This window comes from Xanthomonas sp. NCPPB 1062 (assembly GCF_041481705.2).
In the GTDB taxonomy this organism is placed as follows: Bacteria; Pseudomonadota; Gammaproteobacteria; order Xanthomonadales; family Xanthomonadaceae; genus Xanthomonas; species Xanthomonas euvesicatoria.
The window spans coordinates 4,726,868-4,741,739 of the sequence record NZ_CM192987.1 but is presented as its reverse complement, the minus strand read 5'-3'; the positions used below and the strand labels follow the sequence as shown (position 1 = coordinate 4,741,739).

The 14,872-nt window shown below is 67.7% G+C and carries 13 protein-coding genes; 11 read left to right on the top strand and 2 right to left on the bottom strand.

Annotated elements, in window-relative coordinates:
- Positions 1–2: 2 nt before the first annotated feature.
- From ACCQ16_RS20255 to ACCQ16_RS20205, 11 genes are all read left to right on the top strand, one after another.
- The gene (locus tag ACCQ16_RS20255) at positions 3–1,187 is read left to right on the top strand and encodes an endo-1,4-beta-xylanase (RefSeq protein WP_014091488.1); all 1,185 of its coding nucleotides are present in this window, start codon (positions 3–5) and stop codon (positions 1,185–1,187) included.
- 211 nt (positions 1,188–1,398) lie between these two features.
- Positions 1,399–2,436 (top strand): SMP-30/gluconolactonase/LRE family protein, encoded by a 1,038-nt coding sequence (locus ACCQ16_RS20250; RefSeq protein ID WP_372380125.1) that lies wholly within the window; start codon positions 1,399–1,401, stop codon positions 2,434–2,436.
- 511 nt (positions 2,437–2,947) lie between these two features.
- On the top strand, positions 2,948–3,394 hold the full coding sequence (locus ACCQ16_RS20245; protein ID WP_029820782.1) for a DUF2147 domain-containing protein: 447 nt from the start codon (positions 2,948–2,950) through the stop codon (positions 3,392–3,394).
- An 82-nt stretch (positions 3,395–3,476) separates the two neighbouring features.
- Entirely contained in the window at positions 3,477–4,394 is a 918-nt protein-coding gene (locus ACCQ16_RS20240) for a TorF family putative porin (protein WP_218554969.1), read from the top strand.
- Complete coding sequence (locus ACCQ16_RS20235; protein ID WP_014091486.1) at positions 4,394–6,040, top strand: xylulokinase; 1,647 nt, start codon at positions 4,394–4,396, stop codon at positions 6,038–6,040. The genes ACCQ16_RS20240 and ACCQ16_RS20235 overlap by 1 nt, the downstream gene beginning before the upstream one ends.
- On the top strand, positions 6,027–6,707 hold the full coding sequence (locus ACCQ16_RS20230) for a class II aldolase/adducin family protein (RefSeq protein WP_008573853.1): 681 nt from the start codon (positions 6,027–6,029) through the stop codon (positions 6,705–6,707). The genes ACCQ16_RS20235 and ACCQ16_RS20230 overlap by 14 nt, the downstream gene beginning before the upstream one ends.
- A gap of 11 nt (positions 6,708–6,718) precedes the next feature.
- Positions 6,719–8,167, top strand: coding sequence for an aspartate aminotransferase family protein (locus tag ACCQ16_RS20225; RefSeq protein WP_127165720.1), 1,449 nt, complete (start codon positions 6,719–6,721; stop codon positions 8,165–8,167).
- Positions 8,168–8,171: 4 nt separating this feature from the next.
- Positions 8,172–8,813: a hypothetical protein gene (locus ACCQ16_RS20220; protein WP_277573352.1), complete on the top strand. Its 642-nt coding sequence runs from the start codon at positions 8,172–8,174 to the stop codon at positions 8,811–8,813.
- Positions 8,814–8,891: 78 nt separating this feature from the next.
- Positions 8,892–10,031, top strand: coding sequence for an MFS transporter (locus ACCQ16_RS20215; RefSeq protein ID WP_277573386.1), 1,140 nt, complete (start codon positions 8,892–8,894; stop codon positions 10,029–10,031).
- A 102-nt stretch (positions 10,032–10,133) separates the two neighbouring features.
- A complete protein-coding gene (locus tag ACCQ16_RS20210; protein WP_277573353.1) occupies positions 10,134–11,570 on the top strand; it encodes an aldehyde dehydrogenase family protein in 1,437 nt (478 codons plus the stop codon).
- A gap of 211 nt (positions 11,571–11,781) precedes the next feature.
- Positions 11,782–12,528, top strand: a complete 747-nt coding sequence (locus ACCQ16_RS20205; protein WP_277573354.1) for a TetR/AcrR family transcriptional regulator — start codon at positions 11,782–11,784, stop codon at positions 12,526–12,528.
- Between the two features lie 134 nt (positions 12,529–12,662).
- Here ACCQ16_RS20205 and ACCQ16_RS20200 read toward each other — a convergent pair whose 3' ends face one another.
- Complete coding sequence (locus tag ACCQ16_RS20200; RefSeq protein WP_277573355.1) at positions 12,663–13,685, bottom strand: Kelch repeat-containing protein; 1,023 nt, start codon at positions 13,683–13,685, stop codon at positions 12,663–12,665.
- A 552-nt stretch (positions 13,686–14,237) separates the two neighbouring features.
- A complete protein-coding gene (locus tag ACCQ16_RS20195) occupies positions 14,238–14,771 on the bottom strand; it encodes a hypothetical protein (RefSeq protein WP_277573387.1) in 534 nt (177 codons plus the stop codon).
- Positions 14,772–14,872 lie beyond the last annotated feature (101 nt).

Genomic DNA, 14,872 nt, shown 5'->3' with positions numbered 1-14,872 from the left:
TCATGCACATCAACCGCGCCAACCTCACCAAACGCCTGGGATTGCTGATCGCCGGCCTCAGTGCAGTGTGCACGCTGCAGGCCCTGGCCGCGTGCGGGACGCCCGGCACCTCGCTCAAGCAGGCGTATGCGCAAGGGTTTCTGCTGGGGACTGCCGTCAATGCCGATATCGTCTCCGGCAAGGACGCAGCCTCCGCTGCGTTGGCGGCCTGTCACTTCAATGCGGTGACCGCGGAAAACGTGATGAAGGCCGAAGTGGTGGCGCCGCGTCGTGGGGTGCAGGATTTCAGTGCAGCCGATGCATTCGTGGCCTACGCACAGCGCAATCGGCAGTTCGTGGTCGGTCACACCCTGGTCTGGCACAACCAGACACCGGAGTGGTTCTTCACTACCGCCGATGGTCGGCCCAATACGCCGGCACAGCAGCTGGAACGCATGCGTGCGCATATCGCGGCGGTGGCCGGGCGTTACACGGGCAAGGTGCAAGCCTGGGATGTGGTCAACGAAATCATCGACGAAGACGGCAGTTACCGTTCGACCAACTGGGTACAGCGCGTGGGCGACGGCGACACGGTGGTCCGCAATGCCTTCACCTTCGCACAGCGCTATGCACCGGATGCGCAGCTCTACTACAACGATTTCAATGCATGGCGGCCGGCCAAGCGTGATGGCATCGTGCGCATGGTCAAGATGCTGCAGCAGGCTGGTGTCCGTATCGATGGCGTGGGCATGCAAGGCCATTGGGGGCTGAACTACCCCAGCTTGCGCGACATCGAGGACGCGATCGATGCGTACGCTGCGCTTGGCGTCAAGGTCATGATCACCGAGCTGGACATCGATGTGTTGCCGCTCACCAAGGAAGGCCAGATCATCGGCACCGGCATGGCGCACAAGCAGTTTCAGCTGCCGGAATTCAAGCGCTTTCTCGACCCCTATCGCGATGGTTTGCCTGCCGACGTGCAGGCGCAATTGCGCGACCGGTATGCCGAGCTGTTCGCGCTGTTCTGGCGCAAGCGCGACAAGATTGCGCGCGTCAGCGTGTGGGGCGTCAGCGATGACATGTCGTGGAAAAACGATTACCCGGTACCTGGGCGCACCAACTATCCGCTGCTGTTCGATCGCAATCATCAACCCAAGCCGGCGTTGGATGCGGTGTTGGCCGTGCCCACCGCAACCGCTGCACGCTAGCGGCTGCCGGCCCAAGAGCTGCTGACCACCACGCCCGGGCACAGGCGAGCACGGCCGATGTTCGGTGCGGCATGGATGGCTCGAAACACCGCATTCCTGCGTGCCGTGCACCTCATAGATGCATGCGCGCGATGCATTGGTGGCCGCTATGCGCAGTCGCCTGCACACGCATGATGGCATCATGCCCCCAACCATGAGACAGGACTGACCGATGCGCTTGCCGTCTTATCTGCTGTTGGCCGTGCCGTTGCTGGCGGTGCTTGCTGCCTGCACCAAGCAGACTCCACCGACGCCGCGTTTTGAGGCCATCGGCCAGCTGCAGACATTCGACCGCCGCTTCGGTGATGTGGTGGCAAGCGATGCGCGCATCGAGAAGCTCACCGAAGGCTTCACCTGGTCCGAAGGCCCGGCATGGGTACGCAAGGGAGGCTATCTGTTGTTTACGGATGTGCCGGAAAACAAGCTGTATCGCTGGTCCGAACAGGCCGGCCTGTCGGTCCTGCTGTCGCCCTCCGGCTACACCGGCCCGGAACTGCCCACGCTGCGCGAAGCCGGCGCCAATGGTCTGTACGCCGAGCCCGACGGCACGGTGCTGCTGGCCGATTCCGGCACGCGCATCCTGGCCAGGCTTGATCCGGTCACGCGCAGGAAGACACCGCTTGCCACCGCCTTCGAGGGCCACCGCTTCAACAGCCCCAACGATGTCGTGCGGCGCAGCGATGGCGTGGTGTTCTTCACCGACCCGCCGTACGGGTTGAAGGACCTGGATAAATCGCCGGTCAAGGAGCTGCGCTTCAATGGCGTCTATCGCCTGGACACCGATGGCAGCGTGCATCTGCTGGACGATGGCCTGAGCTTTCCCAACGGCATTGCCCTGTCGCCGGATGCGCGCACCTTGTACGTCTCCAACTCCGATCCGCAACGGCCGATCTGGATGGCGTATGCACTGGATGCACAGGGCGCCGTCACCGGCAAGCGCGTGTTTGCCGATGCGTCCGACCTGATCGCCAAGGATGTTCCCGGCCTGCCCGACGGCATGGCGGTTGCCGCCGACGGCACGCTGTTTGCCACCGGCCCCGGCGGGGTGATCGTTTTCGATCCCGCCGGCCAACGCCTGGGTCGCATCGCCACCGGCGAGGCCGTCTCCAACTGCGCCTTCGGCAACGATGGCCACACGCCGTACATGACCTCGCACGCGATGCTGGCGCGCGTGCGCGTGAAGTCGCTGGGCCTGCAGTTCGTGCGCTAGACGATCGCGGCGATGCTGCTGCATCGCCTCGCGATGGACACGCACGTCTGGCCGCATGCGTGTCTGACCGCAGCGCCAATCGCCTGGTACTGCCGCTGTATCGGCTGCCTTGTGTACTGCCTCGGTCAATCGTCCAGCCGCCACAGGCCGCTTGCTTGCAGACAAGGCCAGCGGCCATGACGCGCGCCCGCACGACGCGTCCTCGCCCGTAGCGCCACCGCTGCCGGTCTTACCGAGCAGCGTGGTGCCCGCACCTCCGACCGCCGGCCGCAGCGCCTGCGAGCCAGGCCTTTTACCTGGCTCGCCGCACCAACGTTGGCGACCGCAACCGTGGTGCGGCGCGTCAAAACAGGCGTGCACCGAATCGCTCTTGCACCGCGCAACGCCTGCTGCGCCAAGGCGTGCAGCTGTCCAGGCAATCGCCACGCTTGAGCCTGTTGCAAAAAGGTAATCATCACTATACGGTAGTTTTCACTACTGTCATGAGCGGGTTGCCCGCGGGGTTGCGGCAATGAACGAAGCTTGCGTTTCCCGGTTGCTGCGCACCCTGGCGTGCGTTGTCGTAGCGGCGCTGCCGCTGATGCCTGCGCTGGCGGCAGCGTCCTCGCCGGTGCAGGGCCTGTGGCTGACTGCGGCCAAGGACGCCGTCATCGCATTTGCGCCGTGTACCGATGCCGCCAGCGCGATGTGCGGAAAGGTGGTGTGGGACAAGGACGCCGGCACGCCGAAGGACACCTGCGGTGTGCAGATCGCGCGCCTGGAGCGCGACGACAACGGCACCTGGCGCGACGGTTGGGCATTCGATCCGCGCAGCGGCAAGCGCTACAAGGCCACGCTGCGTAGCAAGGGCGACAGCCTGACCCTGCGCGCGTTCATCGGCGCCGAAGTGCTCGGCGAAAACATGCTGTTTACCCGCGTGCAGGCCCTGCCATCCACGCCGGTGTGCGCCAGCCACTAGCTGCGGCCAGCGCCACATGCGCGCGCAGCACCGGCCGCCGCGATCGCGGCGGTTCTCACTCACATCCACCGGGGGAATCCAGATGGCGAAGATCCATGTCGGCGCGGTTGTCGCGTGTGCGTTGCTGCAAGGTGCGGCTTGCCTGCCGGCGCAGGCCCAGCAAGCCGACCCGGCCAGCGAAGGCAGCGTGGCGACCTATCAGTTCGACAACCAGGTCAAGCTGATGAGCGAACAGCGCACGCGCGGCATCTCCGATTCGTTGATGCGGCCCTCGGCCAAGTGGAGCACCCAGTTCGTGCATGCCAGCGGGCTGGTCGCCTTGCTGGAAGTGGCCGGGGTCAGCAAGAAGCAGTTCGTCAATGGCGACGGCCTGGGCGTCACCCTGGCGGGCGGTTATCGCTTCGGCAATCCGGACCGCTGGCACGCTGGCGTGGGCTTGGCCACCGAGCGATTCCCGGGCGCACGCTTCATGGCGCCGCACAGCATCGACCTGGAAACCGGCACCCCGACCGACGTGCGCACGACCAACTACAACAGCGACTTCGCCGTGATGGAGCTGGGCTACGGCATCGTCGAAGGGCGCGTGTTGTATGTAGTGTCCAAGACCTACCGCGGTGCCGATACCGGCGGCGTGTGCGGGCAGATCCTGCGCTTCTCGATCGATCCGACCGCCGCATTGCAGTGCTACGCGCGCGGCGAACAGGATTCGCGTGGCACCGTGTTGGCCGACCTCAATACCCAGGTGCCGTTGCTGCCCTCGCTGCTGCCGTCCACGACGCTGCGCCTGCATGCCGGCTACCAGAAACTGGCCAACTTTCGCGAAGGCAACTTCGCCGATTACCAGATCGGCATCACCCATCGGCGTTGGGGCCTGGACTGGAACCTGGACTGGCTGACCACCAACACCAACGCGCACCAGTTGTACTGGGTGCAGGACGGCGAGCGTATCCGTAAGACCGACGGCGATGCGCTGGTGTTCTCGATCGGCTACACGTTCTGATGCGCACCCAAACGCTCGCAGACGACACCGGCGGCAATGCGCCGCTGGTGCTGGCGGTGGACCTGGGAACCTCAGGCTGCAAATGCGCGTTGGTGACGCTGGACGGCAAGGTGCTCGCCTGGGCGTTCGAACCGGTGCAACTGCACGTGCAGGGCGTCGCTGCCGAACAAGACCCGCACGCGTGGTGGGACGCGTTCAGCGCCACCGCCGCTGCCGTGGTGCAGGGCGATGCGGCGCTGCGCCGACGCGTGGTGGCCGTGTGTTGCTCGACCCAGGGCGAAGGCACCGTCTGCGTGGACCATAACGGCCAGGCGCTCGGGCGCGCCATGCTGTGGCTGGACATGCGCGGCCAGGCGGCCATCGCCCGGCGTCTGCAGGGGCGTTGGCTCAATGTGCGCGGCTACGATCCCCTGCGCCTGTGGCGATGGTTGCGCCTGAGCGGTGGCGCGCCTGCGCGCAGCGGCAAGGATTGCGCCGGCCACATCGCCTATCTGCGCGATCACCAGCCCGTGCGTTACCAGCGCACGCACAAGTTTCTCAACGTGCTCGATTACATGAACCTGCGCCTGACCGGCCGGTTCTGTGCCACTCCCGATTCGATGCTGACCACCTGGGTCACCGACAATCGCGACCCGCACCATATTCGCTACGACGCGGGCCTGCTGGACATGGTCGGCGTGGAGCGCGACAAGTTGCCGGACCTGGTGCCGTCCACTGCGGTGCTGGGGCCGCTGCTGCCGCAGGTGGCCCAGGCGCTGGGCCTGTCGCCGCAGACCGTGGTGGTGGCCGGCGCGATCGACACCTCGGCAGTGGCGGTGGCCGCGGCGGTGGAGGATCACGCCGCGCATCTGTACCTGGGGACCTCGTCATGGCTCGGCGCGCATGTGCCGCGCATGAAAACCGATGTGCGCAGTACGATCGCCGCGGTGCCGTGCGCAGTGGAAGGGCGCTATCTGGCGATCGCCCTGCAGACCACCGCCGGTGCCAACCTGTCCTTCCTGCGCGACCGCATCCTGTTCCATGCCGACGAACTGCTCAGCGACGAGCAGCGCCCGGACGTCTATGAAGTGCTCAATCGCATCGCCGCGCGCGTGCCCGCAGGATCCAACGGGTTGATCTACATGCCCTGGCTGTTCGGCGAACGCACGCCGGTGGAAGACCCGAGCCTGCGTGCCGGCCTGATCAATCTCTCGCTGATGCATAGCCGCGAGGACATGATCCGCGCGGTGATGGAAGGGGTGGCGTTCAACACGCGCTGGATGATGGAGCCGTTCGCGCGCCTGCTTGGCTGCGACCCAGGCACGATTGCCGCGGTCGGTGGCGGCGCGCAGTCGGATCTGTGGTGCCAGATCATCGCCGATGTCAGCGGCCGGCCGATCCGGCAATTGCACAATCCGATCCAGGCCAACGCAGTGGGCGCGGCCTTCATCGCCGGGGTCGGCCTGGGCCGGCTCGGCTTCGGCGACCTGGCGGCATTGCAGCGCCCCCGGCGGGTCTACGAGCCGGATGCGGGCACGCGTGCGCTGTACGACGACCGCTACGCGGTGTTCAAGGACCTGCAGCGCACCTTGGCGCCGATCTACCGACGGCTCAATCCCTCCACGCCTGCGCCCGCCCCGGAGGTCGCCGCGCATGTTTGCCCTTGAACAACGCCAGCGCGTGGTGGCGCTGTGCATCGAACTGTCGCGCCGCGGCTATCTGGCCGGCACCGGCGGCAATGTCGCCTTGCGTATCGATGCCGAGTGTTTCGCGGTCACTCCCTCGGCGATCGACTACCTGAGCATGCAGGCCGAGGATATCTGCATCGTCCGCACCAAGGACCTGCACCAGCTCGACGGCACGCGCACGCCGTCGGTCGAAACCGGCCTGCATGCGCAGGTGATGCGGCGGCGCCCGGACGTGGGTTGCAGCATCCACACCCACCAGCCGGTCGCCAGCGCCTGCACCCTGCTGGGCGCGCCGTTGGAGGTGACGCAACCGGCGTTGCGCCGGCTGCTTGGTGCACGGATTCCGATCGCCGGCTACATGCCGTCGGGCACCGGCCTGCTGGCCCGCCTGCTGGCCCGGCAGCTGCAGCCCACCGTCAACGCCTATCTGCTGCGCAATCACGGCGTGGTCTGCTGCGGCACCAACCTGGAGGCGGCCGTCACCGTGGTCGAAGCGTTGGAGCTGGTCGCGCGCAGCCACCTGCAGACGCAGATCCAGGCGCGTGCGGCGCGCGAGCCCGACCTCGCGGCCGGCCTGCAGCGGGTGCTGACGGCGCTGGATTCCAGCCGGCACACGTCCGGCGCGTCCTCCCTTTCCCAGACATGATGGCACCGACAATGAGCGTGACTTCCGCGATTTCGCAATGGCCCGATGTGGACCAGCTGTATCGCCGCTTCGATGCGTTGGTCAAACAGCCGATGCGGCCGGTCCGGCGCGAAGGCATGGACAAGGTGATGCGCTACTTCGAGCAGCGCTGCCAAGGCTCCAAGCAGTTGGGCGACGCCGCGCAGCGGGTGATTCCCGGCGGCGTGCAGCACAACCTGGCCTTCAATTACCCGTTCTCGCTGGCGATGCGCAGCGCCGAGGGCGCCTACCTGACCGACGTCGACGACAACCGCTACATCGATTTCCTGCAGGCTGGCGGACCGACCTTGCTCGGCTCCAACCCGCCGGCGTTGCGCGCACGCGTCAACGAGGTGCTGGACCAGTGCGGACCGGTGACCGGACTGCTGCACGAATACGAGGTCAAACTGGCCGAGCTGGTCTGCGCCAGCATGCCGGCGGTGGAGATGGTGCGCCTGCTCGGTTCGGGAACCGAGGCGGTGATGGGCGCGGTGCGCCTGGCGCGCGCGTATACCCGCAAGCGCTGGATCATCAAGATCGGCGGTGCGTATCACGGCTGGAGCGACCAGTTGGTGTACGGCCTGCGCCTGCCCGGCACCGGCCGCATGGAAGCGATCGGCATTCCGCGTGGGGCGACCGCGCATACCCAGGAATGCCTGCCCAACGATCTGGACGCGTTGCGCCGCAAGCTGCAATTCAATCGCCTGCGTGGCGGCACCGCGGCGGTGCTGCTGGAACCGCTGGGGCCGGAGAGCGGAACCCGCCCGGTGCATGCGGACTACAACCGCCAGGTGCGCGCGCTGTGCGACGAGTTCGGGGCGCTGCTGATCTTCGATGAAGTGGTCACCGGTTTCCGGTTGGGCCCCGGCGGTGCGCAAGGCTACTTCGGCGTTGCGCCGGACATCACCGTGCTGGGCAAGTGCCTGGCCGGCGGCTATCCGATGGCCGGGGCGATCGGTGGCCGCCGTGAGGTCATGATGAGCCTGGTGGGCGGCATTGGCACGACCGCGCGGCGCGCCTTTGTCGGCGGCACGCTCTCGGCCAACCCGCTGTCCTGCGTGGCCGGCTATTACGCGTTGCTGGACGCGCAGCAGAACGATGCCGCCGGCCGCGCCGGCCGCGCCGGCGATCGCCTGCGTGCGGGTCTGGAGGCGATCATCCAGCGCCGCGGATTGCCGTACGTGGTCTACAACATGGGCTCGATCGTGCACCTGCAGACCTCCGGCGTGCTGCTGCTGGACACCGGCAACCTCTACAAACTCTGGCGCGTGCGCAACGAAGCCAAGGCGCGCAAGCACATGATGGAAGAGATGGGCGCGGCGTATTCGGCGCACGGCCTGATCACCCTGGCCGGTAGCCGCATCTACACCAGCATGGCCGACACCGATGCGGTGATCGACGAGGCCCTGAACCGTTTCGACGATGTCTTCGCACTGGTCTGAGCCGATGAACGCCACCGATGCCCTGCGCGACACCTGGCTGCAGACCCGCGAACGGCTGCAGGCCTCCCACTTGCTCGGCGACGATGACGCGGCCTTGTCGGTGCGTTGCCCGGGCGCCACGCAGATGTGGATCGGCAGCGCCACCGCGTCAACGCCGCTGCTGCTGGACTGGCGCGAGGATGCCGCGCTGGATGCGGCGCAGCGCCTGCATGCGCAGGTCTATGCGCAGCGTGGCGATGTGGGGGCGGTGGCGTGGTCGGCCGGTGCGTTCGGCCACTGCCTGGCCGACTGCGGCGGCGCGTTGCCGCAGGTGTTCGACGAACAGGCGCGGCATCTGGGGCCGATGCCGCCGCCGGTGCGCGCGGCCGACGCGGCGGCCACGCTGGCCGGGGCGATCGGCAATGCCGTGCTGGTGGCACGGCGGCCGCTGTGCCTGGGCACCAGTGCGCGTCGCCTGGCGCTGAACATCGCGTTGTTCGAAAAGTGCGCCAAGGCGTATGTGCTGGCGGCGGCCACCGGAGGACCCACCCGGCAGCTGCCGTGGTGGGTGCGTCGCATCGCCAACGGGCGCCTGCGCAAGGACCAGGTACGTGCGAGCGCCGCATTCGCCAATGGCGCCCTGCCCGCCGAAAGCACGGCCTACTGAGGGCATCTCATGCGCAGCAGTCATCCATCCGCGTTGTCGGCCGTGGCCGTTTCCGCCTCGCAGGGGTTGCCGTCCGGTTTGTTGATCGGTTCGATCGCCCTGCTCATCCTGGGCGTGCAGCCGATCCTGCTGGGAACATTGGTCGAGCAGAAGCTGATCACGCTCTCCGGCGTGGGCATCGTGGCAATGGGGGAGATCGTCGCGCTCGGCCTGGGCGTGGCGCTGGGCGATGCGCTGTTGCCGCACCGCTGGCAGCGCCAGGTCGCCGTGCTGGCGGCGCTGCTGGCGGCACTGCTGGACCTGGCCACCACCCAGGCGGTCGGCGACACCGCATTCGTGCTGGTACGCGCAGCTGCCGGCCTGGCGGAGGGGCTGCTGCTGTGGGTGGCGACCCTGACCATCGTGCGTGCGGCCAAGCCGGATCGGGTCACCGCGGTGTTCATGCTGACCCAGGCGGTGGCGCAGATCGCACTGGCGAACCTGCTGGCATTGTGGGTGCTGCCGTCCGCCGGCTGGAAAGGCGGCTTCGTGGCGCTGGGCGCGGTGACGCTGTGCGCGGCCCTGCTGACACCGTTGCTGCCGACGACCCTGTCTGCGGTGAGCGCAACCGCGCCGGTCAGCCGCGTGCGCTGGTCGCCGACAACCCTGTTGCCCTTGCTGATTGCCTTCGTGCAGATGGCCGCGACCGGCGCGCTGTGGGCGTACCTGGAACCGTTGGGGTTGCGCGCGGGCCTGGATGCCGGGGCGGTGCAGGCGCACACCTCGCTGGTGCTGGCGATGCAGATCGTCGGCGCGCTGGCGGCGATCTGGTGGGTGCGCCGGCTCGGTCACGCGCGCACCCTGTTGGTCGGCAGCCTGCTGCTGGCAGCGGTGGCGGCCGTCATGGCGCGTGCGGCGCCGGCCGGCACTGCCGCGTTCACGGTTGCCTGCGTGGGCTTCGGCCTGGTCTGGATGTTCCTGATGCCCTTCCACGTGGGCCTGGCGTTCGGTGCCGACGCGCATGGCCGGGTGGCGGTGCTGGTGCCGGCGGTGCAGTTGCTGGGATCGGCCGCCGGCCCCTTGCTCGCTTCGCTGCTGCTGCAGCACGATGATCCGGCTCCGGTACCGGCGTTCAGTCTGGCCGCCGCACTGCTGGCGGCGGTCCTGGCGGCGGCAGCCGGCCGCGACCAGCGCCGCCGGGCGCCGGCCGGAGCGCAGCCGAACAGGGGGGATCGATGAGCGACAGCGTGTGCGGAATGGGCCGCAGCGTGCCGGCGCGTCCGGCGCGCCGGTCGCGGATGCGGTTGCAGTGTGTGCGCTTGCAGCAGGGGCGTGCGCGTCATGCACGCTGACCTGGACGTCTGCGCCGAGGACATCGCGGCAGTGTTCGCCGCCCAGCAGCCGGTGGCCGCGGCCTGGCGCAGTTCCACCGCCGCGCAGCGGCGCGAGCGCCTGCGCGCGTTGCGCAGCGCGCTGCTGGCGCGGCGGCAGGCCCTGTATGCCGCCTTTGCCGGCGACTTCGGCAAGCCGGCACTGGAAGTGGAGCTGAGCGAGCTGTTGCCGGTGGTCGACGAAATCGCCGCCGCCATCGCCGGGCTGCCGCGCTGGATGCGCCCGCGCAAGGTGTCGCCCACCTTGCTGACGCTGGGCACGCACGCGCAGATCGGCTATCAGCCTAAGGGCCGCTGCCTGATCATCGGCCCATGGAATTATCCGGTTGCCACCGTGCTGGGGCCGCTGGTCTCGGCGCTGGCGGCAGGCAACACCGCCATCCTCAAGCCGTCCGAATTCACCCCGCAGGTCAACACGGTGCTGCGCGAGCTGCTGGCCGAGGCGTTCGACCCTTCCGAAGTGGCAATGGTGCAGGGTGGCGTGGTCACTGCGCAGCGCTTGCTGGCCTGCCCGTTCGACCATGTGTTCTTCACCGGCTCGCCGGCAGTGGGGCGGCAGGTCATGGCCGCCGCTGCCGCCCAGCTGGCCTCGGTGACGCTGGAGCTGGGCGGCAAATCGCCGGCCATCGTCGACCGCAGCGCCAACCTGGAACGCGCCGCGCAGGTGCTGGTGTGGGGCAAGCTGGTCAATGCCGGGCAGACCTGCATCGCGCCCGATACGCTGTTCGTGCATCGCGAGGTCCGCACGGCACTGCTGCAGCGGTGCCGCGAACTGCTGGCGCAGCGCTACGGCAGCAGCGCGGCGGCGGTGGCTGCCAGCCCCGACCTGGCGCGCATGATCCATGTCGGCCATGCGGCGCGCCTGGCGGCCCTGATCGATGAAGCGCGCGCTGCCGGTGCCGAGCTGGTGGCCGGCGGTGAGCATGACGTGGCGCAGCGTTTCATCGCCCCGACGGTATTGGCCGATGTTCCGGAACACGCGCGCATCGCGCAGGAAGAAATCTTCGGCCCGGTGCTGCCGGTGGTGACCTTCGACCATCTCGACACCGTGCTCGCCGGACTCGACGCCGCCGCCAAGCCGTTGGCACTGTATCTGTGGAGCAACGATGCCGCACAGGTCGCCCGCGTGCTGGCGCGCAGCAGCTCCGGCAGCGTGGTGGTCAATCACTGCCTGCAGCAATTCATGCACACCGGCTTGCCGTTCGGCGGCATTGGCCAGTCGGGGATCGGCAGCGCGCATGGCATGCATGGATTCAAGGCGTTTTCGCACGAACGTGCGGTATTGCGCGGCGGCCGCCTGCTGACCGCGCGGGCCTTTTTTCCGCCGTATCGGGGCTGGCAGCGCCGCGTGGCCACCGCATTGACCGCCTGGCTGGCCCGCCGATGACGCGCGCGGCACAGATCGCCTGCGACGCAGCGCGTATGATGTGGCTCTGGCAAACACCGGCCGTGCAGGCGCATGGCTTGGCGGTGGCATGGCGCTACTGCAGACGATGGACGCCGCCTGGCCGGCGCGATGCAGCAGCGACGCAACGGCGCAGGTGCAGTCGCGGTGGTCTGGCCGACGCATCACTCCGTGTTCGAGGAATCCCCCGCCCATGTCCACGACCAAGTCCCGTCCGCGCGCGCCGCTCAAGGCGCCCGCGCCCAGGCTGACCGGCAACAAGCTCCCGGCCCAGCATCGCGCGACCGAGACCTACGAACATATCCTGGCGGTGACCGCGCAATTGCTCGGCGATGTCGGCGTGGAACGGCTGTCCACCAATCTGGTCTGTGCGCATGCCGGACTGACGCCACCGGCGCTGTACCGCTATTTTCCCAACAAATATGCCTTGTTGTCCGAGCTCGGCACGCGCCTGATGCAGCGGCAGAACGCGCTGGTGCCCAAGTGGATCACGCCGCAGGCGATGTCCGGTTCGCGCGAACAGGTGCAGCAGGCGCTGACCGGCCTGGTGCTGGAGACCTACCGGGTGACCAAGGCCACCGAGGGCGGTGTCTGGATCCTGCGCGCGCTGCGTGCGGTGCCGGCCTTGCAGCAGGTGCGCCTGGACTCGCACGCGCAGGTCACCAAGGCGCAGGTGCGCATGCTCGCCGAATTCTTTCCCGATGCAGACCCGCGCCAACTGCGTCTGGTCAGCCGCATCGTGGTGGACCTGATCTATGCGACCGTGGAGCTGCTGTTCGATGTGCGATTGAGCAGCCGTGCGGTGGCCGAGACAGTCGGCACGATGATCGCCGGCCACGTCGAGCAGTTGCGCGATGCAACGGCCGATGTGCCGAAAGCCAGCGCTGTGCAGCGCCGGCGAGGTTCGCCACCGGCACGGCGTTCAAACCGCGCTGGGTGATGGGCCGGCAGCGGGCGCGGTCGTCAGAGCCTGCGCGAAGGACGCGCCTTCCCTGCACCGAGGCATCTGCCAGGTGCAATGCGGCTGCTCGCAGGCGCTGAATGCCGCAAGCACACCCGCGCCGCATGCAACGCTCAGGGCACTGAGGGCAGCACGAGCAGATCCTGCAGTTCCGGTCCGCCGCCGCGGTTGCCGCTGCCTGCGGCGATGTACAGATCCTCGCCCACCTGTGCCGCCTGCGTGCCGTGCCTGCCGCGCGGCAAGGCCGGACCGGTCTCCCACCGCGCGGTGGCCGGGTCGTAGGACTCCACCTCGGCGTGGCCGGCGACCTGGGCCGTGCTTTCGCCGCCCAACAGCATGACCCGGCCGTGATGCGCGACGGTTGCCGCGCCCGCGCGCGGGGTGGGCAGCGTGGCATCGGCCACCGACCAGGTGGCCTGCCGCAGATCGTAGATATCCAGCTGCGGGATCGTTTGCGACAGCGTGTCGCCGGTGTCGTGCGAAGACCGGCGCCCGCCGCCCGCGTAGAGCTTGCCGTCGAGCACCACGGCCTGGAAGTGATCGCGCGCATGCGGCGCATCGGGCAGGCGCGTCCAGCGCTGGGTCCGCGTGTCGAAGGCGTCCAGCCAGGGCACATAGCCGCTGTTGTGGCCACGCGTATTGCCACCCACCAGATACAGCACTCCGTCGTGCGCGACGGTACCGGCCGAACCGCGGCGGCGATCGGCAGGAATCTCCGCGCCCGTCTGCCAGCGGTCGGTGGCCGGGTCGTAGATCAGCAGATGCGTCAACGCCACTTCGTTGGGATAGTCGCCGGTAAACCCGCCCACCAGATAGAGCTTGCCTGCCCAGACCGCCGCCTGGGCGTGGTTGACGGCCAATGGCGGTGCGCTGCCGCGCGACCAGCGCCGGGTGCGGGTATCGAAGATATCCAGCGGGCGTTCGCCGCGACCGCCGAGCAAATACAGGCGCTCGCCAATGGCGGCCATGCTGTTTTCGTGGCGTGCGTGCGGCTCGCCCTGCGCCTGCACCGCGCGCCATTGCCGCTTGCTGGTCGATCCGGCTGGTTCGAGGTCATTGGCCTGCCCGCTGACAGGCATGCTTGCGGCCACCACGAACAGGACCACCGCGCAGAAAGACGTTGCCAAGCGATGCATCGGTGTTCCTTGGTTGCAAAGAGCGGCCAGTCTACTTACCTGTCGACGCACCGCCATAGCAGAAAGCGGACAGAGCCGCGACGCGCGTAGCGACCGCGACAGTGCAGCGCTGTCACCACGCTGACGATGGCAGTGGTCGATCATCTGCATTGCGGTGTTGCAGCCGGATACGCAGTGCACTTCATCAAGCCCAGTGCCTTTGCTGCTTGCAAGTGCCAGGGGAGACGCCGGCTCTTCACGTCCGACAGCACCGCGTATGCAAACACTACCGCGACCGCAATGACAGGAGACCTGCGTGACGCGTTCCCCGACAACTTCCCGTTCGGCGACAACGCCGCCCAAGAGCGTCGCCGCTGCGGCGGCGCGTGGACTGCGCCTGCGCGAGCAGCACGGCCGTGGCGGTACCGCCGTTGGTGTGGCGCGTGCGCGCGATCTCTCCGCACAAACGTCGCTGTCTGCACAGACCATTGGACGCATGCATGCGTACTTCGCGCGACACAGCGTGGACAAGAGCGGCAAGGGTTGGGCGGATGCCAAGGCGCCATCGGCCGGCTACATCGCCTGGCTGCTCTGGGGCGGCGATGCAGGCCAGCGCTGGGCAGCGCGTGTGTACGCGCGCCTGCACCAGGCAAGCGCGACCAAGGGCGCCAGCAGCGGAAATGGCTCGAAAAAGACTGGTGTAAAGAAGGTTAAAGCAAAGAAGAGTGCAACCAGGCAAGCCGCAGCCAAAAAAACGGCGACCAAGAAGTCAGCAAAAAAGACAGTCGCAAAAAAGACCGCACCGAATAAGCGCACCACGAAAAAAACGGCGGCCGCAAGCGCCTCTGCCAGAAAGACTGCATCGTCCAAGGTCGCAAGCAAGGCAAGCAAGGCAAGCAAGAAAGCTGCAGCAAGGAGCAGCGCGGCTGAGAAGAAAGGCGCGACCAAGAAAGCGCCATCAAGGCGCACTGCGGCCAAGAAGAAGAGCACCTCCACAGCTGCGAAACAGCGTGCAGGCAAGACGTCCGCGCCCTGGAGCACGTCCAGCCCAAAGAGCGCTTCGCGCTCCAAGCCACTGTCTGCATCGCAGAAGGCCCAGGCCCGCAAGCGCGCAAAAGCCGCAGGCCGCCCATATCCGGATCTGGTGGACAACATGGCCGTCGCCAGCAAGCGCAGCACGAGCAAGCGTGCGGCCAAGTCCGGCGGCA